The organism is Amycolatopsis sp. A1MSW2902, assembly GCF_017312175.1.
Taxonomy (GTDB): Bacteria; Actinomycetota; Actinomycetes; order Mycobacteriales; family Pseudonocardiaceae; genus Amycolatopsis; species Amycolatopsis nivea.
On record NZ_QJPO01000001.1, the window covers coordinates 8630105 to 8652972 of the forward strand.

Sequence of the window (22868 nt, forward strand, 5' to 3'; positions counted from 1 at the left end):
CGGCCCTCGGGCCCGCCCCGGTGTCGACGCGCGGCTTGGTGGCTGCCTGAGGTCCGCGCCGGGGAGGCCCGACCTCGCCTGGCGCCGCCCGTGGCCCCGACGCGCACCCGGAGACCGCCCGCCGATCCCGCGCTGGCCGGTCCGGGGCCCGGCTGTTTAGGCTGGTCGCCGTGGAGTACGCAGAACACATCGTGGACCTCGTGGGCAACACCCCGCTGGTCAAGCTGAATTCGCTTACGCGGGGGCTCAAGCCGCTCGTGCTCGCCAAGGTCGAGTACGTCAACCCGGGCGGCAGCGTGAAGGACCGGATCGCGCTGCGGATGATCGAGGCCGCCGAGGCCTCCGGAGAACTGCGCCCAGGCGGCACGATCGTGGAGCCCACCTCGGGCAACACCGGGGTCGGGCTGGCCATGGTCGCCCAGCGCAAGGGCTACCAGTGCGTGTTCGTCTGCCCGGACAAGGTGAGCGAGGACAAGCGCAACGTGCTGCGCGCGTACGGCGCGCGCGTCGTCGTGTGCCCCACCGCGGTCGCGCCCGAGCACCCCGACTCGTACTACAACGTGTCCGACCGGCTCGTGCGCGAGATCGAGGGCGCCTGGAAGCCCAACCAGTACGCCAACCCGGAGAACCCGGCCAGCCACTACCACTCCACCGGCCCGGAGCTCTGGCGGCAGACCGACGGCAAGATCACCCACTTCGTCGCGGGCGTCGGCACCGGCGGCACGATCTCCGGCACCGGCAAGTACCTGAAGGAGGTCAGCGACGGCCGCGTCCAGGTCGTCGGGGCTGATCCCGAGGGCTCGGTGTACTCCGGCGGCACCGGACGGCCGTACCTGGTCGAGGGCGTCGGCGAGGACTTCTGGCCGGAGACCTACGACCGGAACGTCGCCGACCAGATCATCCCGGTCAGCGACGCGCACTCGTTCGAGATCACGCGCCGGCTCGCGACCGAGGAAGGCCTGCTCGTCGGCGGTTCGTGCGGGATGGCCGTGGCCGCCGCGCTGAAGCTGGCCGAGGGGCTGACCGAGGACGACGTCGTGGTCGTGCTGCTGCCCGACGGCGGCCGCGGCTACCTCACCAAGGTGTTCAACGACGCCTGGATGTCGTCCTACGGCTTCCTCCCGCCGGATTCCTCCGGCGCGACCGTCGGCGACGTGCTCACCCGCAAGTCCGGCGCGCTGCCCAGCCTCGTGCACTCGCACCCGAACGAGACGGTCGCCGAAGCGGTCGCCATCCTGGCGGAATTCGGCGTGAGCCAGATGCCCGTGGTCAGCGCCGAACCGCCGGTGATGGCCGCCGAGGTGGTCGGCGCGGTCAACGAGCGCGACCTGCTCGACGCGCTGTTCACCGGCAAGGCCCACATGGCCGACCGGCTGGAGACGCACATGTCGCCGCCGCTGCCCACGATCGGGGCGGGCGAGCAGGTGAGCGCCGCGATGAAGGCGCTCGAAGGGGCCGACGGCGCGCTGGTGCTGATCGACGGCAAGCCGGCGGGCGTCGTCACCAGGCACGATCTGCTCGCGTTCCTCGCGGGCAGATAGGCACAAGCTCACCGACGCCGGCCGGGGCGTCTGCGCGCGTCCTGGCCGGGCATCCGATAGCGTTACGGCCGAATAGAACTTTTTCGCGTCCTCGTCAAGGGGGTTCAAGACCCACATGAGTGCTCCGCAGCCACCGAACCAGCCCTGGGACGGCGGCCAGCAGCCGCCGCAGGGCCCGTCGAGTGGTCCTACACCGCAGCAGGACAGTCCCTTCGGCGCGTCGGAGCCGACCCAGGTGGTCCAGCCGGGCCAGCCGCAGCAGCCCGCTCAGGGCGGCGGCACCTTCGGCGACACCCCGGAACCGACGCAGGTCGTGCAGCCGGGACAGCCGGCTGACTCGAACGCCACGCAGGTGGTCAACCCCGTGAGCGCCGAGGGCAACGCCGAGTCGACGCAGCTGGTCCCGCCGAGCCAGCAGCCGCAGAACATCCCGTACGCCCCGCCGCCGAGCGCGGCGGACAACCCGGCCGCGGTCGCCGGGTTCGGCGCCCCGCAGGGCTTCGGCCAGCCGGGTCAGCCGGGGCAGCCGGGACAACCTGGTCAGCCTGGTCAGCCTGGTCAGCCGCCGCAGGGCTTCGGCCAGCCGGGCGGGTTCGACCAGGGCGGCTTCGGCGCCCCGCCGCAGGGCGCGTTCGGCCAGCCCGGGCAGCCGGGTCAGCCGGGCTTCGGCCAGCCCGCCCCGTTCGGCGCGTCCGCCGCGCCGTCGGCGGGCGGCGGGAACGCGCTGTACGGCTACATCGCCGGCGGCGTCACCGCGGTGCTCGGCCTGATCGCGCTGATCGTGTCGTTCAGCTACATGAGCGACACCAGCGACTACTCGAAGCTGTACGAGAGCTCGAGCCGGTACCAGAAGCTGTTCGACGAGGCCGGTCTCGCCTCGCCGGGCACGCTGCTGTTCTACGTGATCATGATCCTGGTCGGCGCGGTGATCGCGCTGGCTGGCGGCGTCGCGCTGGCTCTCGCCTCGCGTGCGGCCGTGATGCGCAAGCTCGCCCCGATCGGAGTGCTCGTCGGCGGCGTGCTGTTGCTGCTGTTCTCGATCCTGGCGAAGTCCGGGACCTCGGTCAGCAGCTCCTTCGCCGACAAGTACGGCGGCGCGAGCTCCAGCGCCACGAGCGGCGGCGGCATGCTGACGCTGATCCTGGGCATCATCATCCTGATCATCGGCGTGGTCGCGATCATCCCGGCGACCTCGCAGTACGTCGGCCTCGGTTCGTCCTCGGGCGGCCAGGGCGGTCCTGGCGGACCGCAGCAGCCGGGCGGTTTCGGCGGCGGCGCTCCGCAGGGCTTCGGCCAGCCGCAGTCCGGCGGTTTCCCGCCGCCTGGTGGTCCGAACCCGAACAGCGGGGGCTTCCCGCAGCCGGGCGGTCCGAACCCGGGCAGCGGCGCGAACCCGCAGCCGGGCTTCGGGCAGCAGCCGCCTCCCGGTTACGGCCAGCCGGGCCAGCAGCCGGGCTACGGCCAGCCGCCGCAGCAGCCGGGCGGTTTCGGCCAGCCGGGCCAGTACCCGCCGCCGGGCGGGCAGCAGCCCCCTCCGGGCTACGGCCAGCCGGGCCAGCAGCCGCCGCAGCAGTGGTGACTCGCTGAATCTCCGCGAAGGGCGCCTCCGTCTCCCGACGGCGGCGCCCTTCGTCGTTCCCAGTCCGTTTTTCGCGGGGTTCGCGCGGAGCTGGTGGCCTTTTCCCGGCGATTCCGGCAGCCGGGGGAATTGCGGCGCACATGCGCTCGCGCCGGTCCCCAACGATGCGTTTCCGGGCTAGGGTGGGCGCCGTCCGAATCGCCTTCCCAGCCCGAGGGGGACCTGCCGTGAGCGGCCTGCACGCACTTCCGGCACGGCAGCGGGAACGGGAATCCTCCCTCGCGGAACCGGTTCCGCGCCGCCCGAAGGGGAGCACCGCGATCGCGGCCGGGCTGTTCGGTCTCGTCGCCGCCGCGACGGCAGGCTACCTCCCGGCAAGACTGTTCCTCGACATTCCGTCCGGATTCAGTCTCGGCGATCTCTCGCCGCTGACCCTCGCCGATCTCGGCGCGTATCTCGCCGCTTCGCTGGTCTTGCTGATCGGCGCGATCGCGACCTTTTTCCGCGCGACGGCCGGTGCGGTGCTGCTGATCGCGGGCGCGTTGCTCGCACTCGGCGCGCTGCTGCTGGAACCCGCGCTGAGCGGTTCCCCGGGGTACGCCCAGTACTTCCGGACCCTGCTGCGGTTCGAGAATTTCGCCGCGCTGGACCGCGTCACGCTGGCGGCGGCGGTGCTGCTGGTGCTCGTGCTGGCCGGACTGCCGCGGACCTTCGGCTACCTGCGCTACCGCGCACCCGTGGTGCCTGCTTCGTCACCCTCGCGACAGTGGTAAATCCTCCCCGAAAACGGGACGGAGCTGGCACGATACAAGCACTCCGCCCGCCGCCCGGCGGGACCAGATGCACCGAGGACTCCCCGTGACCTACCCCCAGAACCCGCAGGGCCAGCCGCAGAACCCGCAGAGCGGCCCGTTCCCCGGTCAGCCGTACCCGGCGAGCCAGCCGACGCCGGCCCAGCCGTACCCGGGCGCCCCGCAGCAGCCGTTCGCCCCGCCCGCCGCGGGTCAGCCGTATCCGGGGTACCCGGGCGGACCTGGCGTCTACCAGCAGAAGCCGAACGGCGCGACCGCGATCATCGCCGGGATCCTCGCGATCATCGGCGGCATTTTCGCGATCATCTCGATCATCCTCGCCGTGGTGGCGCTGTCTGCCATCCACATCACGCTGTGGCAGCTGTACGCGTCGATCGTGGTGAACGCGGTGCTCGTCGGCCTGCTGTTCTTCGGCGGCATCGGCCTGTTCCTGCACAAGCCGGCCGCCCGGCTGTGCACGATCATCGGCTGCGGGCTGGTGATCGCGTACACGATCTTGAGCGTCGTTCTCGCCGGCGTCGCGACCGCTGGATACAAGGGCAGCGCCCAGGTGCTGGGCGCGGGCATCGGCGGCGCCCTGATCGGGCTGATCCCGCCGGTCGCGACCCTGGTGCTGGCGATCGTGAAGCCGACCGCGGAATGGGTCAACTACCGCCCGGACGCACCGGTCCAGGGCGGTTACCCGGCTCCGCAGGGCTGGTGACCGCGGGGCTGCCGGTGCGGGTTTGTACCGGCAGCCTCTCCCGCATGGTGAGTTGCCTCCCAGCTGATGGGATTGTCGGGGGTGCCCCGTACCCTGGGAACCATGGCCGACGACTACTCCGTCCTGGGTTTTGAAACACGCGCGATCCACGCCGGGCAGCAGCCCGATCCCCGCACGGGTGCCGTCATCGTGCCGATTTACCAAACGTCCACGTACGCGCAGGACGGCGTGGGCGGCACCCGCGAGGGCGGCTACGAATACTCGCGCACCGCGAACCCCACGCGGACCGCGCTCGAGGAAGCCCTCGCCTCGCTCGAGGGCGCCCGGCACACGCTGGCGTTCGCGTCCGGCATGGCCGCGTCCGACGCGGTGCTGCGCACGGTCCTGCGCCCCGGCGACCACCTGGTCCTGGGCAACGACGCGTATGGCGGCACGTTCCGGCTGATCGACAAGGTGCTCAGCCTGTGGGGCGTCGAGCACACGGTCGCCGACCTCAGCCGCATCGACGACGTACGGGCCGCGATGCGCCCGGAAACCAAGCTGATCTGGTGCGAGTCGCCGACCAACCCGCTGCTGGGCGTCGCCGACATCGCCGCACTGGCCGGCGCGGCTCACGACGCGGGCGCGCGCCTGGTCGTGGACAACACCTTCGCCACGCCGTACCTGCAAACCCCGCTGGCCCTCGGCGCGGACATCGTGGTGCACTCCACCACCAAATACCTCGGCGGCCACTCCGACGTGGTCGGCGGCGCGGTCGTCACGAACGAGGACGAACTGCGCGAGCAACTCTTCTACCTGCGCAACGCCGCGGGCGCCGTCCCCGGCCCGTTCGACGCGTGGCTGACCCTGCGCGGTCTCAAGACGCTGGCCCTGCGGATGGAACGGCACAGCGACAACGCCGACCTGGTCGCCCGCACGCTGGCGAAGCACCCGAAGGTCACCAAGGTCTACTACCCAGGCCTGCCGGAACACCCCGGCCACGAGGTCGCCGCGAAGCAAATGCGCCGCTTCGGAGGAATGGTGTCGTTCCGCGTGACGGGCGGCGAGGCAGCGGCGCTGGAAGTCGCGTCGCGCACGAAGCTGTTCGTACTGGCGGAGTCGCTCGGCGGCATCGAGAGCCTGATCGAACACCCGGGCAAGATGACACACGCCTCGACGGCAGGCTCGACGCTGGAAGTCCCAGAAGACCTGATCCGGCTGTCGGTGGGCATCGAGGACGGACGCGACCTGGTGGCGGACCTTACGCAGGCGCTGGGCTGATTTCGGCTTGACGGGGCACTGGTTCCGGTGCCCCGTTCTTGGCTGTGCCCGATGGGTTTTGTGTCTCGGCCGATCGCCGTGTGGCTGCGGAGTCCGGCCTCCGCGCTGAATTGGTGGGTCTTGGCGACCGGCTTGCCTCGCGGCGCGAATCTGTGGTGCGACGGACGCTGAAGCTGCTGCGTTTCGCTTGCTCGGAAGCTGGCCGGTGCATTCAATCCCGCATAATCTGCCGCCCGGCGAATCCCCGCCTCGGCTGACGAACCCGGCGAAACCATTGGCGCTCGGCGAGCCGTTTCCCCGTTTCGGTTGGTGAGTCTGGGGGGCTACCGCCGTCAGCCGAGCCGCTGCCGCGTCTCGGCTGACGAACCCGGCGAAACTGTCGCCGTCTGGCGAGCCGCGTCCCCGTCTCGGCTGGCGGACTCGGGGAACTGTCACCGTCTGGCAGGCTGCGTCCCCGTCACGGTTGGCGAACTGGGGGCACTATCGCCCCCAGCGAACACCTGCCCCCGGCTGGCGAACCCAGAGAAACCCGTGCCGTTCCAATCCCCGCTGTTCAACTCCGCCGGAGTTCGGCCGAGCCAGGTGGTCAGGGCTTGCCCGGCGGCACAGATCTGACCTCTGCCATCGCTGAAACTGCCGGGCTGAGAGCCAGTTTCAGAGCCAAGGGGCGGCCGTCTTCGCCGAAATCGCCTGCTGCGTGGCCCTGGGCTGCCTCGCTTGGCTTGGTCAAGCCGCGTCGAATCACGCATAATCCGCCACCCCGGCGGACCATTTCCGAGCCTCGCCAGCCTCGCCAGCCTCGCCAGCCTCGCCAGCCTCGCCAGCCTCGCCAGCCTCGCCCGGCGATCCCGGCGAAACCCATGCCGCCCAAGCTCAGGCCCGGCCGCAGCCCAGCTGCAACCCAGCCAGCCAGTCGGTCAGGGCTTGCTGTTCTCCGGCAGTGCATTGGCCTGCCGGGTCCCGGTCGTGGCCGGGAGGTCGGTGCCGTTGACGCAACCGCCGACCAGTTCGACGTGGTTGTCGTGCCGGATGTACTGGGCGGGGCCCCCGCAGCCGGCCGCTTCGACGGTCGCGAAGGCGGCTCCGGTGAGGGCCACGGCGGACAGGATGCCCGCGGCGAGCGGCAGCAGACCGGTGCGGGACTTGGCCCGGGAGGTGGTCCCGTGCTGCGCGCGTGCCATGGTCGCACTCCCTGATCATGTGTGGCTGCCGTAATCAGGGTACCGGTCCGGCGGGCGGCGCACCCCGGCCGTCCGTCGGTGGCATCATCGGCGCCATGGAACTGGTCAGCGTCGAGCGCATCCAGGAAGCGCGCAAGCTTCTCGAGGGCATCACCCGCGTCACGCCGATGGAGCATGCCCGCGACCTGCGCCGGCTGCACGGCGGCCCGGTGTATCTCAAGTGCGAGAACCTGCAGCGCACCGGTTCCTTCAAGATCCGCGGCGCCTACACCCGCATTCACGGACTGACCGCCGAGGAACGCGCGCGCGGCGTCGTCGCGGCCAGTGCCGGCAACCACGCGCAGGGGGTCGCGCTGGCCTCTTCGCTGCTCGGCATTTCGTCGACCGTCTTCATGCCGCTGCGCGCTCCGCTGCCGAAACTCGCCGCGACCCGCGGTTACGGTGCGGAGGTCCACCTCCACGGCGCGGTCGTCGACGAAACCCTCGCCGAAGCCATCGCGTTCTCGGAACGCACCGGTGCGGTCTTCATCCACCCGTTCGACCACGCCGACGTCATCGCCGGCCAAGGCACGGTTGGACTGGAGATCCTCGAGCAGGTCCCGGGCGCGAAAACGATCCTCGTCCCGACCGGCGGCGGCGGGCTGGTCGGCGGGGTCGCGGCGGCGGTCAAGGCGCTGCACCCGGAGATCCGGGTGATCGGCGTGCAGGCCGAGGACGCCGCGGCGTATCCGTCCTCGCTGACGGCGGGCGCGCCGGTCCGGCTGCGCGAGGTGCACACGATGGCGGACGGGATCGCGGTCGGCGAGCCGGGCAAGGTCAGCTACGCGCACGTCGAGTCATTGGTCGACGACGTCGTGACGGTCAGCGAGGAATCCTTGTCCCGCGCGGTACTGCTGTGCCTGGAGCGGCGGAAACTGGTCGTGGAACCGGCCGGCGCCGCTTCGATGGCCGCGCTTTTGCAGCATCCCGGTGCTTTCGAGCCGCCGGTGGTGGCGATCCTCTCCGGCGGCAACGTGGATCCCGTGCTGCTGCAGCAGATCATCCAGCACGGCATGACCGCGGGCGGGCGCTACCTGAAACTGCACCTGCGCGTGCCGGACCGGCCGGGCTCGCTGGTTTCCGTGCTGTCCTGCGTGAAGGACCTCGGCGCGAACGTCCTCGACGTCGAGCACTCCCGCATCTCCGGCAGCCTTGCCCTAGGCGAGGTCGACGTCGCCCTCGCCCTCGAAACCCGCGGCCCGGAACACTGCAAGGACGTCGAGGCCGCCCTCGCCGACGCGGGGTTCACGATCGTCAGCTGAACAGTCTACTGTGGACTTTCCGGCAGCCGGGCGCTGAACCACAGCGGGAGATAATCCTCTTCGCGCGGGTAAAGTTCCTGGTCCAGCGTGTAATCCTCGGGCCGGGGCGGCGTGTGGAAGGCCGGTTCGTCGTCCTCGTCGAAGCTGGCCTGGTAGTTCGACGGCGGGTCGATGACCAGCGAGAGCGTGTACCAGGTGCCCCGCCCTTGGACGTACTTCGCGCGCCGCAGTTCAGCCAACGGCTTCGACAGCTCTCGCGCGACGGGAACCTGTTGCGTGCTCCCGTCCGCCATCCGCGCGCCGCAGGCGAGGTTCGCGTGCCTGCCCAGCGTCATGAAGTCGAAGACGATCTGCTGCCATCCCTGCGGAGCCGCGGCGACGAGGGCCGTCGAGATCTCGCCCAGCAACTGCTCTGGATCCCTCGGAGCCGGTTCGCTGGGACGGCTTTCCTCGGCGGGCATGGTGGTCAGCGCCGCGAGCATCCGTTCCTGCGTCGCTTCGTCCACCTCCGGTGCGGCATATCCGGCCGCCCGGATGTGCCCGAGTAGCTCCGGATCCGGCGAAATTCCGTGCTCGCGCAGGTAATAGGCGACCGCGCCGGGCCACACCCAGCTGCCGTCGGTACGGAAGTTCAGCGGAACAGCGTCCGTGCGCGACCGATCGAAGGCGTCGGTGTCCTTGCTGCGCGACGCCAGGATGACCGGCGCGCTGTCGAGATAGGCGAGAACTCGCTCGCGCTCCTCCGCCGACAGCGCTTCCCGTTCGACGACCGGATTCCCCGCTTCGTCGAGCCCGTTGTAGACCCGGGGCGTACGCAGCTCGACTGCCGGACTCGCTGAATCCTCTTCGGGCGCAACGGTTTCCGCCTCGGTCGGCTGTGCTTCCGCAGAAGCCGTAGTCGCGGCCGCGACCTCGCTCGGCTCGGACTGCGCCTCGTCACCAGCCGACGCCGACGCGGCCTGCTCCAGGTCGGGCAGCGGCGGCGGAGTGGCGGGCACCGGCGGAGGTGAGCTGGGTTCGTCCACGGGGAGCGCGGGAATCGGTTGCTCAGTGGCCTGTGCCGGAGGAGCGGCGGGTGGGTTTTCGGTGCCCGGCAGCGGCGGAGGCGAGGCGGGCGCGTCCACGGGAAGTGCGGGAATCGGTTGTTCAGTGGCCTGTGCGGGAGGAGCGGCAGGCGGATTCTCGGCACCCGGCAGCGGCGGAGGTGAGCTGGGCTCGTCCACGGGAAGTGCGGGAACCGGTTGCTCAGTAGCCTGCCCCGGAGGAGCAGCAGGCGGATTCTCGGCACCCGGCAACGGCGGCGGCACCGCGGGACCCGCGCCAGGGACAGGCGGCGGAACCGGCTGTCCGGGAGCAGCGGCGGGCGGAGTCGCGCCAGCTCGCTGTCGCAACCACGGCGGCACGAAGCGGTCCTCGCGCGGGAAGAAGCGCAGTTCGTCCTGAAAGCCGATCGGCGGAGGCAGCTGCCGCCAGCGCGGTTCGACGTCCGGCTGGTAGTCCGTGAACGGCGGCTGCTGCGGCGAAAACACCAAGGTCGCGGTCAGCCATGTGCCACGGCCCGGCTGGTACATCCCGGTGCGCAGCACGCCGAACAGGCGTGGCAGCTCCGGATGCGGCTGGACCGGGTAGGTCCGGTTGTCCGGGGCGAGCGCGGCGACGTCGACTTCGACGTGCCGACCCGCGGCGCGGCAGACGACCTGCAACTGTTGCCAGCCCGCGGGCAGCGCGGCCGCGGCCGCCTGGCCGATTTGCTGGACGAGCTCCTGCTGCTGGGCAGCGGTGAGCGGCACCGGTGGCCGGGTCATGGGTTCAGCGGCTCCTCACCGGGCGAACGCTTCATTTCGATCAACCGTTCCGCGACGGGCGACGGCCCGCGAGCAGGGTGGCCGGCGTGTAACCGGACTGCACGTCGAAGGTCATCCCGACCGAACGGGCGAGCACCGCGACCGCCAGCGGGGCCAGTGCGAGGTAACCGTCCGGATCGGTGGCGCGGTCCTCGGCGGTCCAGTACTCGCGATGCCGCTCCAGCGCGGAGACGAACGCCTCGGCGAACTTCTCCGAGTCCCGGCGCAGCACGTAGTAGAACATCCGGATCGGCGGGTACACGAGCTGCAGCATCACCTCGGGAGGCGTGAACCGCGCGGTGTCCGGGTCGGCGCCTTCCATCGCGGGCAGGAACATCTCCGGAGTGACCTCGCGGTGCGCGAGGAACGTCTGCAGCGTTTCGACCCACGGGTACAGGTACGCGTCGTACTCGATGCCCGACGCGCGCAGCACGTCCAGCGGTACCTCGGCCAGCTGCTGGATCAGCACGTCATCGCGCTGAATCACGGCGAGCCACGCCGCGGTGAGCCAAGCTGCCGGGCCGGTGTGCGACGTGGGGCCGGTGGCCGCGAAGCGCCGCGGCCTGCCGATCACCGCCTCGACCTCTTGCGCCTCCGGCGCGCACGCCGCGGTGAACACAGCGGCTGCGGCCTGAGCGGCGAGCTCGAGATCGCCCCAGGTGTCCGGCTCCTCGGCGTCCGGGTCGACGACGCTGCGGTACTGCCCGAGCATCAGTTCCCGGCGCACGATGTTCGCCAGCACGCCGGTGTCCTGCGCGAGGTAGTCGAAGTAGAAAGCCACCTGCGGCGACAGCTTCTCGATCTGCTTCCACGCGACGTCGACGCCGACGGAATGCCGGGCAACGGCAGTCCCGCCCTGGTCCGCGAGCGGCACGGTCATCCGCCGACGACGATGTCCTGCGCCCACGGCGGCAGGAAATCGGACCCGGTCTCGCGCATGACCTCCAGGCGCTCGCGATACCGCTCGACGTCCGGAGTGATGGCCTTGAACCACGCGCTGACCGAAGTCCAGGCGACGCGCGCGGGCTCGTCCTCGGTGAGCAGCCAGACCCGCGGGTCGTCCTGATCGGCGTCGGCCCCGTCGACCACGTGGTAGGTGTACCCGCCGTGCGCGGCCAGCACCAGTGCGCCGTCCACATCGGACAGTTCGGCGTTCTGCGCGTTCGCGGTGGCGACGGCGTGGTTCTTGGCCTCGCCGCGCACCGCGGCCACGCCCAGCGAACTGCCCGGCAGCCACAGTCCGTGCGTCGTGCCGATGAGGCGCAGCACTTCCCTCGCCGCGGCGGGCACGGCCCGGGCGCGCTGGTCTTGCGCCATCGCGTCGATCTCGGCATCGGATGCTCCGCGCACCGATTCCGCGCGCAAACCGGCTTCGACCGCACCGGCGAAGATCGCGCGAACCAGTTCCGCGCCGTCGCCCGGAGACGCCGTCATCACATCAACCTTTCACCGGCGAGGTTGACGACCTCGACCCGGACATTCGGGAAAAGCTGCTTGTACTGCAGGATAACATCGGTACAGGAGTCGCAGATCTGGTACTCGTTCGGAATCATGTCCCGCTTGGTCGACGGCAGGTCCACCACCATCCGCAGGTCGCCGCTCATGTCTTCGCGCGTCACCGGCGTGTAGGTCTGCCCGTTCTGGTGCGCGCGTTCCGCACCGCGGCGGTTGATTTCCTCGAGTGCGCCGTCCATTCGGTCCCGGGCTCGCGCGGTGTCGCCGCGAAGCCCGTCGCGGTACATGTTTTCGTTGTTGGCTTTGAGGTATGCCGCTTCCTCGCGCCGGGATTTCTCGATTTGCTTCTTGACGATGTCGTCGATTTCGTCGCGGTCGAGTCCGGAACGGGCGGCGAAATTGTGCCGCACCATTTCTTCGAGCAGCTTCGGTTCCGAGTCGTGGGTGCGGCCGAACTTGCCGTCGGGGTCGGGCATGCCGAGTTCGGGCCGGTACGGACCGGCGTCCTTGGTGCCGAACAGCCGCTCGGACTTCGGCCACTCGGGACCGTCCTTCGCCGGCGCCCAGTCGTGGGACTTCCCGCTGAAGCTGTAGAGATCGACCGTTTCGCCGTTCGCGTCGCGGTACCTCGCCGTGGTGAGGGCCCGTTCGTGCGGGCGGCGCACGTCGTCGGTGAGCGGGTTGCGGTTCCCGTTCAGGTCTCGCACGTCGTCGAGACCCTCGGCGCGGCGGTCGCGGTTCTCCTGGCGGAGATCGCGCACGTCCTGGTCCCGCTGTTCCTGGTTGAACGGCGGCTGTCCGCGGTCGACGGCGCTGTCGGCGTCGATGTCGTGCGGGTCGTGGTGCTTGCCGTCCGGGGCGAAACCGTCGTCGCCGACGTGGTGCGACGTGCCGTCCGGACGGTGCACCGACCATTCGCCGTCCGGCGGGATCCGCGGCCGCATCCGTCCGTCCGGGCCGATTTCGTAGTTGGACGAGAAGACGCGGCCGTTCGAATCGGTCCACGCCGGCTTGCTCGGGGCCATCACCTCGGTGTCGAGGTCGCGCGACAGCCGGTGCGCGAAGTCGTTCGACCCCGCGTCGCAGCCGATCAGCCGGATCGGCCTGCCGTCGTAGTTCCCGTTGCGCCGCAGGATGTCCGCGAACTCTTCCGGCGTGTACAGCCGGTCGCCGATGCGGGCGTGGCAGTCAGCCGTGACGTGCACGTCCACCGTGTAGCGCCCGTCCGGGTCCGGCTGGACGCGGTGCGGCAGGTCGCCGAGTTCCGGGTCGCCGCGGTGGTACGAGCTGCCCGCCGGGGTGTCTTCTGCGTGCCGGTGGTTGACCTCGTCCGGCGACAGCGGCTCGTCGTGGTGCGGCGGAGTGCCGTCGTGGTCGGGGTTGTCGTGGTGGTTCGACCCGTCCCCGTCGTGGTGCTTCGGGTCCTGGTGCTTGGGCTCCGGGTCGGCGTGGTCCGGCTTGCGCTCGGGCGCGTCGCGATCCGGTTTGTGGTCGGACTTGTCGTTGCCCGGCTTGCCTTTCCCGTCGTCGTGCTTCTTGTCCGGGGCGGTCTTCTCGGGTTTGCCGCCGTCCTTCGGCTTTCCTGGCTCGTCGGCGTTCGGTTTCCCAGTCCGTTGTGGACTGTTGGCTTCGCCGGGCCTGGCGGGCGGCGCGTCAGTGCGAGCGCCGCCGCGTGCGACGGGTTCGGTGGAGCCGTCGGGACGCCGTGCGCCGCCTGCCTCCGTGCCGCGCTGGGCACCGCCGGGACCGGTCGCGACAGCCGCCGCGGCCGGGGGTGCGGAACCGTCGCCGGACCCGCGGTTCGCCGACGAGGGCGATCCGCCGCCGGACGTCGGAGCGGGCTCCGAACGGCCGAGACCCGGATCCGTACCAGGCCGTTTGGGCTGTCCGACGTCGCCGCCGGCGCCGGGACGCTGCGGACCGCTCGACGAATCCGCCGGACGCTGCGGCGAAGATCCGCCACCGCCGGAGGAATCGCCAGAGCGCGGCGTGGAGCCGCCGTCCGAAGGCCGACCGGACCCGCCATCGCCGGTGCGTGGCGTGGAGCCGCCGTCTGATGGCCGACTGGATCCGCCGTCGCCGGTGCGCGGTGTGGAGCCGCCGTCTGAAGGCCGACTGGATCCGCCATCGCCAGTGCGCTGCGCCGGGGCCGCGGAACCGCCGTCACTGGGCCGCTGCGGCGCGGGCCCGGAACGATCCGGAGTGCGGCTCGGTCCGCCGTTGTCCGCCGGGCTCGGGCCGCCGCTCGGCCGCCGGCTGGAAGGACCGCTGTCCGGAACCCGGTTCGGAGCCACGTCAGGAGCTCGCGACCCCGGCGTCCCGGTCCAGCCGCTGCCGGTGGGCCGAGGCGACGGACTGCCGCCGCTGGCCGGGGCGCTGGTCGGGCTGCCGCCGCCACCCTGCTGCGGGATCCCGCCGCCCGCCGGGCTCTGGTTCGGTGCCGAACCGCCGCCGTCGTTCGAGCGAATGTGCTGCGGGGGAGCGGATTGCGGGGAAGGAGCGTCCGCGCGAGGCGGGGCGTACCCGCTCGCCGATGTCGAATCGTTGCTGCTCGAATGATGCGAGCTCGGCTCGCTGCCGCCGGAATGCGTGCCGCCGCCCGACGACGAGGACCCGCCGGAATGCGGTGCCCCGCTGGAATGACTGGGCGGAGCGCTGACCGAGGACGGGCCGTCGCTGTGCGAAGAGCTTTGCGGCGAGTAAGAACTGTCCGGGACACTGTTTCCGACCCCGGACGTCGGGCTCGAATCGCCGGCGAACGTCGACGGGCTGGAGTCGGTGTGGCTCCCGACCGGGCTGTCGGAACCGCGCCGGGACGACGACGTCGCAGTGTCGATTGTGGACGGTCCAGTGCCATCCGGCGACGACGAAGGCGAGCTGTCGGCCGACGGGCTGTCACTGCTGGGGCTGTCGGATCCGTTGGGGCTGCCGGAATCGCCCGAGTGATCACCGGGCGCATCGGAGCCGTCAGCACCGTCCGAGCTGTTGTGGCCGCTGTTCGGACTGTCGCCGTCCGCACCGTCCGACCCGTTGGAGCGACGCGAACCGGACGGCGAACCGGGATCCGCGTCCCCGTCGCCGGATCCGGTGTGGGGCCCGCCGCCGGAGCCGCCCGTGCCGCCGCCGGAGCCGCCGCGGTGGAAGAAGCCGCCCGCCTTGATGTTCTTCGTGCTGATCACGTCGAGGCCGGTGACCTTGCCGGCCAGCTTGCCCAGCACCTTGATGATCTTCGTGAAAACCTCGGCGAGCTTGCCGAGCAGCGGCGAGACCCGGCGCATCGTCTCGCACAGCTTCGTCAGCAGCTCGCTGATCTTCTCGCCCCACTTGGAGATCGCCGTGACCGCCTGCGCGACCACCAGCGGCGTCCCGAACCCGAGCGAGAACACCTCCTCCATGACCCAGGAGATCAGCTTGCCCACCAGGTCCGCGATGAGCTGGCGCACCAGGCCGCGCACGAAGGCGACGACCTGGCCCATGATCATCGTGACGGTGCCGATCGCGCTCGCGACCGTCGCCGCGCCGCCGATCGCCTCGGCCGCCTCCGCCGCGGACTTCCGGTACGCGTCCGCGCCGTCGCCCTTCCACTCCGCGGTGCCGGTCTTGACCGCGTTCTCGAGGTCTTTCTGCCGTTCCTGCAATGCCTTCGCGACGTTGCCCCAGGTGTCGGCATAGGACTGGATCACCGGCGGGTTGCCCGCGACCGAGTCCAGCATGTCCTTCAGCGGCTGCACGTGCTCCATCAGGAACGACGCCACCGACGACATCAGGTAGCCGAACGGGTCGATCGCCGCGCCCGCGATCTCGCCGGCGAGGCTCGCGACGCCGAGACCGCCGGAAACCCAGTCGCCGTCCGCGATCCCCTTGAACGCGTCGGTGGCCGATTCGGCGATGTTGATGCCGGTGGCGTAGCCGTAGTCGCCGTTGCCCTCGGTGAACGGCCCCGGTCCGTCGCCGTCCTTTTTGGACTCTGCGACCAGCGGATTTCCTTCGGGCATCAGTCGCTCGCCTTCATCGAACCGGCGGCTTCGCTTTCGTAGCTGTCGTACGCCTTCGCCGCGTCGCGCACCTTCTGCGCCTGGGCGTCCATCGCCGTGACGGTGTTCTCCAGCGCGTTGATCCCGTAGTTCTCGACCGGGTCGAGCATCATCCGGAACGGCTGGCAGAGAATGCCGTACGCGTCGGTCGGCATGCTGACCTGGTTCGCGGCGTCGACAGCCTGCTTCAGCCCGTCGGCGATCCCGTCGAGCTGACGGGCGTGCGCCTCGAGATCGCCGCCGATCTCATAACCCCTGGGTGCCATGGTTTTTCTTCCCCCTGGAACGGCTTGAAGTCAGGACAGGATCGATCCGCCGAAGTCGTCGTCATCGTCCGACGAGCTCCGGCGGCGACGTTGCTGCTGAGGCGGTGGCGGTGGTGTCGGCGGGCCTGCCGGACGCGCCGGCGGCGGTGCGGGGGCACCGGTTTCTTCGGCGTCCTCGGGCAGGAACCGGCGCACGCGGTCGGACGCGGACTCGGCCTGCTCCTCGACCGGCGGCGCGGGGAACGTCCGCTGCGCGTCGGCCACCAGGGTTTCCGCGGTCTCGTCGCCGCCGACGGTCTCGGCGGCGGCCTGCTGCAACAGCTCGGGAATCCGGGCCTGCGCGCGCTGCACGAGCCGCATCACCTCGGCGGAGACGTCGGCCATCTTCTTGCCCGCCGCGGAGTCCGCGAGCACCAGGTTCTTCAGCAGCCCCTTGGCATCCACGGTGACCTCGACCGCACCGTCCTTCGACCGCTCGGTGACGGTTTGGCCCTGCATGCGCTCGGCCATCGCCTGGTAGCGGGCAGCAGTCTGCTGGAGTTGCTTGGTCCAGCCCTCGATCATCTGCTCGCTGGCGTCGACGCTGTCCGGCATCGGGCCCCCTTCTCCACGGTGACTTCTCCAGAATGACGGTCGCGCGGCCCCGTCGGTTCCGCGCGGTTCCGAATTGTCCGCGCGGCGCGGTTTAGTATGTGATGTCGACTACTGTACGCGAACTTCCGGTTGCGCGCTGTTAAATAAAACGGCCCGCCCGCGAGGTTCGCGGACGGGCCGGGGAAGGGGAGGGAGCGGATCAGAGGTTGCCGCGGCGCTCCTGCTCCCGCTCGATGGCCTCGAACAGGGCCTTGAAGTTGCCCTTGCCGAAGCCGAGCGAACCGTGCCGCTCGATGAGCTCGTAGAACACGGTGGGCCGGTCGCCGATCGGCTTGGTGAAGACCTGCAGCAGGTAGCCGTCCTCGTCGCGGTCGACCAGGATCCGGTGCTCCTTCAGCGTTTCGATCGGCACGCGCACCTTGCCGATCCGGGCGCGCAGCTCGGGGTCGTCGTAGTACGAGTCCGGGGTGTCGAGGAATTCGACGCCCGCCTCGCGCATCGCGGTGATGGTGGCGATGATGTCGTTGGTGGCCAACGCGATGTGCTGGCAGCCCGCGCCCTCGTAGAACTCGAGGTACTCGTCGATCTGCGACTTCTTCTTCGCGATCGCGGGCTCGTTGAGCGGGAACTTGACCCGGTGGTTGCCGTTCGACACCACCTTGCTCATCAGCGCCGAGTAGTCGGTGGCGATGTCGTCGCCGACGAACTCCGCCATGTTCACGAAGCCCATGACGCGGTGGTACCAGTCGACCCAGTAGTCCATCTTGCCGAGTTCGACGTTGCCGACGCAGTGGTCGACCGCCTGGAACAGCCGCTTCGGCGCGCCCTCGGGCCGCTTGACGGTGCCCTCGCGCGGCTCGTAGCCGGGCAGGTAGACGCCGTTGTAGCGAGACCGGTCGATGAGCGTGTGCCGGGTCTCGCCGTAGGTCGCGATGGCCGCGCGGCGGATCGTGCCGTGCTCGTCGGAGACGTCGTGCGGCTCCTCGAGGATCGTCGCGCCCTCCTTGCGGGCGTGCTCGATGCACTTGTCGACGTCGGTGGTCTCCAGCGCGAGGTCGATCACGCCGTCGCCGTGGCGGCGGTGGTGGTCGAGCAGCGGGGAGTCCGGCTTCACGCCGCCGGTGATCACGAAGCGGCCGGAACCGGACTTGAGCACGAAGGCCTTGTGGTCGAGCTGTCCCGTTTCGGGGCCGGAGTACGCGACCAGCTGCATGCCGAACGCGACCTGGTAGAACCACGCGGTCTGGGTCGCGTTGCCCGCGATGAACACCACCGCGTCGAGGGCCTTGACCGGGAACGGGTCGGTCGAGGCGTCGTGGTCCACCAGTCCGACGAGCTGGCGGAGCTGGTCATAGCTGACGTCGTCGAGTGCGCCGTGCGGATCCATCGTGGAGGTCATGCACTGAGCATGAGTTGCGCCCGGCAAGCTGCGCAACGGTTTCCGTTTCAGCTGGACAATGTGCTCAGCTTATCCTGGAGCAGCTCGGTCATCTTGGACAACTTGCGCAGGGAGAAAACCGGTGCTTGACTCGCTCGACGCGCGACTGCTGCTGTTGCTCACCGACTCGCCGCGGCTCGGCGTGCTCGAATGCGCGCGCCGGCTCGGCGTCGCGCGCGGCACCGTGCAGGCCCGGCTGGACCGGCTCACCGAACGCGGCATCCTCGGCGGCTTCCCGCCCGAACTCGATCTGGCCGCGATGGGGTACAGCCTCACCGCGTTCGCCGTGCTGGAAATCGCGCAGGGCAAACGCGCCGGTGTCGCGGAGGCACTGGCTGCGATCGACGAAGTGTGCGAAGTGCACGCCACCACCGGACAAGGCGACCTCTTCGTACGCCTTGTCGCGCGTGACAACGACGATCTGCAACGCGTTATCGACGAAGTGGTTGGCGTGCCCGATGTTTTGCGTACGTCGACTTCGATCGCGTTGTCGACACCAGTGCCGCCGCGAGTGCGGCCGTTGCTCGAACGAACGGCTAGGACACGTACGTGAGGTAGCGCTTCGCGGAGCGCTGTACGACGTTATGGCCGTCTGTACGCACGATGGCGTCCCACCAAGCGCCGTAGATGGCGTCGAACGCGTACGGCTCCAACAGTTCCGCGGCGTGCCGTACGACGCTTGGCCGCTCCGGGATGAGGTTCGGGTAGCTGTACATGAAACCGACATGTGTACGGTCCGGGATGACCTGCACGATGTCGCCGGTCAGCAGCGCGCCGCGGCCTTCCTCGCCGTCCGGCCAGTGCAGCACCGTGCCGCCGGCGAAGTGCACGCCGAGGTTGATCAGCTGGAGATCCGGCGAAACGTCGAGCGTCGTGCCGGTCCACAGCTGGATCGACGGGTCCGGACGGCCGATCCACTGCTGGTCGTTCTCGTGCAGGTAGACCGGGACGTCGAAGGCGTGCGCCCACTCGACCATCGTCGTGTAGTAGTGCGGATGGCTGATCGCGATGCCGGTGATGCCGCCGAGTTCGGTGATCTTGCCGATCAGTTCGTCGTCGAGGTAGGCGGAGCAATCCCAGAGGAGGTTGCCGCTGGCCGCGCGGACCAGCAGCGCGCGCTGGCCGATCGCGAACTTCGGATCCGAACCGACGCCGATGAGCCCCGGTCCTTGCTCCTCGACCCGCGGCTTGAGGGTGCCGTCTGCGCGGAGCGTGGCCAGGTCGGTCCACTTCTGCCCGCCCGGCGGTACGTATTGGCGCTCGTCCTCGCAGATCGGGCAGTCCGCGCGCGGGGCGGCGTACTGCATCCCGCAGGTCAGGCAGAGCGGTCGGGTGCTCATCGGTGTCCTCCAGTGGTTGTGCTGGAAGACACGCTAGACCGCCGAACGCGCGCCGGGCCACGGAAAACCGGGCGGGCGCGCGTTCGGCGGAAACGAGTCAGGACTCGCTGTAAGGCACCGCCTTGACCAGGGTGACCTTCATGGTCTTGCCGTTGGGCAGCTCGTACTCGCGGGACTCGCCCTCCTTGGCGCCGAGCAGCGCCTTGCCGAGCGGCGACTCGGGGGAGTACACGTCGAGCGCGCCCTCCGCGCCCTCTTCCCGGGTGGCGAGCAGGAACTTCTCCTCCTCGTCGTCCCCGTCGTATTTGACGGTGAGCACCTTGCCGGGGCCCGCCGTGCCGTCGTCGTCCGGAGCCTCGCCGACCTTCGCGTTGCGCAGCAGCTCCTGGAGGTGCCGGATCCGGGCTTCGGCCTGGCCCTGCTCTTCGCGGGCCGCGTGGTAGCCGCCGTTCTCCTTGAGGTCGCCCTCTTCGCGGCTGTCGTTGATGCGGGCGGCGATGACCGGACGATTCTCGATCATTTCGTCGAGCTCGTGCTTGAGCCTGTCGTAGGCATCCTGGGTCAGCCAGGTCACCTTGGTGTCGCTCACGGTCACCATCTCCTCGTAGGGCCTGCCAGGCTTGGGTGTACAAGCCGGCCACCGCGTACGCACGCGGCTGAGATAAAGGAAAAACACGGCCCGTCGGGGGCCGTGCTGGTGTACGAGCGTATCACGGCAGGACAGGTCGACGCCGGTCCATTTCACGCCGCGCGGACGCTCGCCGCGCATTTCACTCCGTTGGCCGCTACGGGGTTGACAGATAGCGTGGTATGGAATACGAGCAGCCGAACACGTCGGCGGTCACCGGGGTCCCGATGCTCTTCACCACTGTGTTCACCCTGCCGTGGCCGGCCCCGGCGGGAACCAGCACCTCCCGGCGGCCGCTTTCGGCGCCGGACTTGTCGCGCACCCGGACGACGCACACGCCGGGCTTGCTGTCGTCGTCCCGAGTGACGTTGATGGTGACCTGCATCGCGTCGCCCGGCCGCTCCTCGAAGCCGATGCGCTCCGCTTCGATCGGGGTCGTGCCGAGGTTGAGGTAGTACACGAAGCCGATCGCGCCGCTCACGACCAGCGCGATGGCCACGTAAAGCCACCTCCGCCAGCGTTTCGACGGCTTGCCCTTGCCCGCGGTGCCGTACCGGTCCGCGGGCCGCGCCGGCACGGCGCCACCCTCGGCGGTCACGGTCTCCCCGCTCTGCAAATCCGGGCCTCCGGTCAAACTTGTCGTACCCCTGGGGACAATAGGCAGTGCGGCCGGTCCGGGGCACCACCCTGGTCGAGTATCCGCGACCCGTTCCGGCGGCGCGGAGCCGGGGCGGTTTACCGCGGCGCAACCAGGTGTCACGGAATAACAGGACAGGAAAGGGCCGTTCGGACCATGGTGGGAGCCGACGAGCTGACAACAGAAGACCGCAAGCAGCGACTGCGCCTGATGGCGGTGCACGCCCATCCCGACGACGAGTCGAGCAAGGGTGCCGCCACGATGGCCAAATACGTCGCCGACGGGCACGAGGTCATGGTCGTGACCTGCACCGGAGGCGAGGCGGGCAGCATTCTCAACCCGGCCATGGACCGGCCGGACGTGCTCGCGAACATGACCGAGATCCGCCGCGAAGAGATGGCGCGCGCGGCGAAGATCCTCGGCGTGAGCCACCGCTGGCTGGGATTCATCGACTCCGGGCTGCCCGAGGGCGACCCGCTTCCGCCGGTGCCGGAGGGCTCGTTCGCGGTGATCCCGCTGGAGGAGTCCACCGAGGCCCTGGTGCGCGTGATCCGCGAGTTCCGCCCGCACGTCATCACGACCTACGACGAGAACGGCGGGTACCCGCACCCGGACCACATCCGCACGCACGAGGTGTCGATGGCGGCCTTCGACGCGGCGGGCGACCCGGAACGGTTCCCGCAGGCGGGCGAGCCGTGGCAGCCGCTCAAGCTGTACTACATGCACGGGTTCTCCAAGGCCAGGATGGTGGCGTTCGACACCGCGCTCAAGGAGGCCGGGCTGGAGTCGCCGTACGAGGAGTGGCTCAAGTCCTGGGACCCGAACCGTGCCGACATCATGGAGCGGGTGACGACCCGGATCGAGTGCGGGGAATACTTCGAGGTGCGCGACGAGGCGCTGAAGGCGCACGCCACGCAGATCGACCCGACCAGCCGCTGGTTCGCCGTTCCGCTGGAGATCCAGCGCGAGGTGTGGCCCACTGAGGAGTACGAGCTGAACCGCTCCCTGGTGGACAGCACGCTGCCGGAGGACGATCTGTTCGCAGGCATCAAGGAGAAGGTGAGCCCATGAGTTTCGGTGTGCCGGCCGTCGCGGTCGTCCCGCTCACCGCGTCGGCGCTGGTGCTGGCCCAGCAGCCGGACAGCGGGGACAACGGCGGCCAAGGCGAGGACTTCGGCAAGTCCTCGCCGGTCGGCCTGCTGGTGCTGATCCTGTTCCTGGTCGCGGTCGTCTTCCTGGTCCGCTCGATGAGCAAGCACCTGAAGAAGGTGCCGCAGAGCTTCGACAAGGAAGAGACCGCTTCGGAGACCGAGGCAGCCGAGGCTGAGACGGCCGAACAGGAGCCGGAGACGGCGGAGGCGGAGAAGAAGCCGGACGCGGCGGGCAAGAAGAGCGACTGACCAGTGGGTGGCGCGGGCCGAGCCACGTCGATCGTGACGAGATTCGGTCCGACAGCTCTGTGCCAAGCCTGCTGTTCGGTCAGATGCTCGGCACATATATTGCAGAGGACCTACCAAGTGTGGGGGTACGCACTATCCTTGGGCGGCCACTAGGTCCTGCTGACGGTGCAGATGAACGTATAGTTCAGCGTTGTCAGCAGGTTCTCCGACAGCGCCGAGCTGACACCCCAGTTCCCCGCAGGCCGAGTTAGCTTCGGCCGTTGCGCGTCCCTGCCAATCTGGACAGTTGCGGGTGCTGGCAGCCAGCGCATCGTGACGTCGTCGTAGAAGGTGCTGCTGGCTCAGCGCCGGCGTGGCCCGTCGTCGATGGTGTGGGAGTCGATGCTGCTCGCCGTGCAATTGCTGATCATCCAGGAACCGGCTGCGAAGGCGGTACCGCCAGCTTGTACTGGCTTCTAGCACGTTGTAAGTGGCACGTTAACCAGACTCTTTCCACTGATCGCGGTGATCGCCCGGCCGACTTGCAGCCCTCAGCTCGGCGTCTGCTGGGTGCTGAGGCGCACCATTGACGGGGATTTTGTCGATGCGAGTTTGTGGATTCACGCCTGCTCGCGGACTCAACACGACGAGATGGCCGCCGACGTGCAGCGTCGAATGGCATCTTGTCCGTGAGGACCAGTCTTGACGCAGGTTCGCTCGACCGATTTGCCTGCGAAGTATGGTCGGTGTTGTTCGCGCTGATGAGCGGACAGCGCGGGAGCTGCGCCAGCCGGGCCCGCGGATGCGCGGCTCTGTGGGCGATGAATTAGAAAGCCTTGCCAAGCGTTGGCGCGGGCGGCGCGACTCGCGTCGCTG

At 69.7% G+C, this 22868-nt stretch carries 20 protein-coding genes; 9 read left to right on the forward strand and 11 right to left on the reverse strand.

From position 1 onward, the window contains the following. Positions 1 to 170 precede the first annotated feature (170 nt). The 5 genes from DMP23_RS40500 to DMP23_RS40520 all read left to right on the forward strand — a co-directional run bounded on the left by DMP23_RS40500 (position 171) and on the right by DMP23_RS40520 (position 5895). On the forward strand, positions 171 to 1541 hold the full coding sequence (locus DMP23_RS40500; protein WP_337824128.1) for a cystathionine beta-synthase: 1371 nt from the start codon (positions 171 to 173) through the stop codon (positions 1539 to 1541). Between the two features lie 115 nt (positions 1542 to 1656). After that, a complete protein-coding gene (locus tag DMP23_RS40505) occupies positions 1657 to 3120 on the forward strand; it encodes a hypothetical protein (RefSeq protein WP_107051136.1) in 1464 nt (487 codons plus the stop codon). A gap of 227 nt (positions 3121 to 3347) precedes the next feature. Then, positions 3348 to 3893, forward strand: coding sequence for a hypothetical protein (locus DMP23_RS40510; RefSeq protein WP_235146593.1), 546 nt, complete (start codon positions 3348 to 3350; stop codon positions 3891 to 3893). Between the two features lie 85 nt (positions 3894 to 3978). Continuing rightward, positions 3979 to 4635 (forward strand): hypothetical protein, encoded by a 657-nt coding sequence (locus DMP23_RS40515; RefSeq protein ID WP_037816736.1) that lies wholly within the window; start codon positions 3979 to 3981, stop codon positions 4633 to 4635. 102 nt (positions 4636 to 4737) lie between these two features. After that, entirely contained in the window at positions 4738 to 5895 is a 1158-nt protein-coding gene (locus DMP23_RS40520; RefSeq protein ID WP_134667085.1) for a cystathionine gamma-synthase, read from the forward strand. 917 nt (positions 5896 to 6812) lie between these two features. Here the strand turns inward: DMP23_RS40520 and DMP23_RS40525 are convergent. Then, positions 6813 to 7076 (reverse strand): hypothetical protein, encoded by a 264-nt coding sequence (locus DMP23_RS40525; protein ID WP_043828078.1) that lies wholly within the window; start codon positions 7074 to 7076, stop codon positions 6813 to 6815. Positions 7077 to 7171: 95 nt separating this feature from the next. Here DMP23_RS40525 and ilvA point away from each other — a divergent pair, with 95 nt between their 5' ends. Then, positions 7172 to 8377, forward strand: coding sequence for a threonine ammonia-lyase (gene ilvA / locus DMP23_RS40530; protein ID WP_037816730.1), 1206 nt, complete (start codon positions 7172 to 7174; stop codon positions 8375 to 8377). A 5-nt stretch (positions 8378 to 8382) separates the two neighbouring features. Here ilvA and DMP23_RS40535 read toward each other — a convergent pair whose 3' ends face one another. The 7 genes from DMP23_RS40535 to hppD form a co-directional block, all read right to left on the reverse strand. After that, a complete protein-coding gene (locus DMP23_RS40535; protein ID WP_337824129.1) occupies positions 8383 to 10182 on the reverse strand; it encodes a hypothetical protein in 1800 nt (599 codons plus the stop codon). 40 nt (positions 10183 to 10222) lie between these two features. Beyond that, positions 10223 to 11101: an immunity 49 family protein gene (locus DMP23_RS40540; protein ID WP_337824130.1), complete on the reverse strand. Its 879-nt coding sequence runs from the start codon at positions 11099 to 11101 to the stop codon at positions 10223 to 10225. Beyond that, positions 11098 to 11655 (reverse strand): hypothetical protein, encoded by a 558-nt coding sequence (locus DMP23_RS40545; RefSeq protein ID WP_037816728.1) that lies wholly within the window; start codon positions 11653 to 11655, stop codon positions 11098 to 11100. Before DMP23_RS40545 ends, DMP23_RS40540 begins: the two co-directional genes overlap by 4 nt. Continuing rightward, positions 11655 to 15671, reverse strand: coding sequence for a hypothetical protein (locus tag DMP23_RS40550; protein WP_337824131.1), 4017 nt, complete (start codon positions 15669 to 15671; stop codon positions 11655 to 11657). The genes DMP23_RS40545 and DMP23_RS40550 overlap by 1 nt, the downstream gene beginning before the upstream one ends. Beyond that, the gene (locus tag DMP23_RS40555; protein ID WP_037816726.1) at positions 15671 to 15976 is read right to left on the reverse strand and encodes a type VII secretion target; all 306 of its coding nucleotides are present in this window, start codon (positions 15974 to 15976) and stop codon (positions 15671 to 15673) included. Before DMP23_RS40555 ends, DMP23_RS40550 begins: the two co-directional genes overlap by 1 nt. A gap of 30 nt (positions 15977 to 16006) precedes the next feature. Beyond that, positions 16007 to 16570: a YbaB/EbfC family nucleoid-associated protein gene (locus DMP23_RS40560; RefSeq protein WP_134667077.1), complete on the reverse strand. Its 564-nt coding sequence runs from the start codon at positions 16568 to 16570 to the stop codon at positions 16007 to 16009. A gap of 199 nt (positions 16571 to 16769) precedes the next feature. Next, entirely contained in the window at positions 16770 to 17969 is a 1200-nt protein-coding gene (hppD, locus tag DMP23_RS40565) for a 4-hydroxyphenylpyruvate dioxygenase (RefSeq protein ID WP_037816724.1), read from the reverse strand. Between the two features lie 121 nt (positions 17970 to 18090). Here hppD and DMP23_RS40570 point away from each other — a divergent pair, with 121 nt between their 5' ends. Next, positions 18091 to 18561 carry an Lrp/AsnC family transcriptional regulator gene (locus DMP23_RS40570; RefSeq protein WP_009083170.1) on the forward strand — a complete coding sequence of 157 codons (471 nt, stop codon included), beginning with the start codon at positions 18091 to 18093 and terminating at the stop codon, positions 18559 to 18561. Here DMP23_RS40570 and DMP23_RS40575 read toward each other — a convergent pair. The 3 genes from DMP23_RS40575 to DMP23_RS40585 all read right to left on the reverse strand — a co-directional run bounded on the left by DMP23_RS40575 (position 18545) and on the right by DMP23_RS40585 (position 20553). Continuing rightward, a complete protein-coding gene (locus tag DMP23_RS40575; RefSeq protein ID WP_337824132.1) occupies positions 18545 to 19348 on the reverse strand; it encodes an MBL fold metallo-hydrolase in 804 nt (267 codons plus the stop codon). The genes DMP23_RS40570 and DMP23_RS40575 overlap by 17 nt on opposite strands. A gap of 97 nt (positions 19349 to 19445) precedes the next feature. Then, positions 19446 to 19946 (reverse strand): transcription elongation factor GreA, encoded by a 501-nt coding sequence (gene greA / locus DMP23_RS40580; RefSeq protein ID WP_037816721.1) that lies wholly within the window; start codon positions 19944 to 19946, stop codon positions 19446 to 19448. 187 nt (positions 19947 to 20133) lie between these two features. Then, on the reverse strand, positions 20134 to 20553 hold the full coding sequence (locus tag DMP23_RS40585; protein ID WP_337824133.1) for a DUF4307 domain-containing protein: 420 nt from the start codon (positions 20551 to 20553) through the stop codon (positions 20134 to 20136). A gap of 216 nt (positions 20554 to 20769) precedes the next feature. On the opposite strand from DMP23_RS40585, the gene mca reads away from it, so the two are divergent. Beyond that, positions 20770 to 21684: a mycothiol conjugate amidase Mca gene (gene mca, locus DMP23_RS40590; protein WP_238604290.1), complete on the forward strand. Its 915-nt coding sequence runs from the start codon at positions 20770 to 20772 to the stop codon at positions 21682 to 21684. Then, on the forward strand, positions 21681 to 22013 hold the full coding sequence (locus DMP23_RS40595) for a hypothetical protein (RefSeq protein WP_337824134.1): 333 nt from the start codon (positions 21681 to 21683) through the stop codon (positions 22011 to 22013). The genes mca and DMP23_RS40595 overlap by 4 nt, the downstream gene beginning before the upstream one ends. The last annotated feature ends 855 nt before the right edge of the window (positions 22014 to 22868 follow it).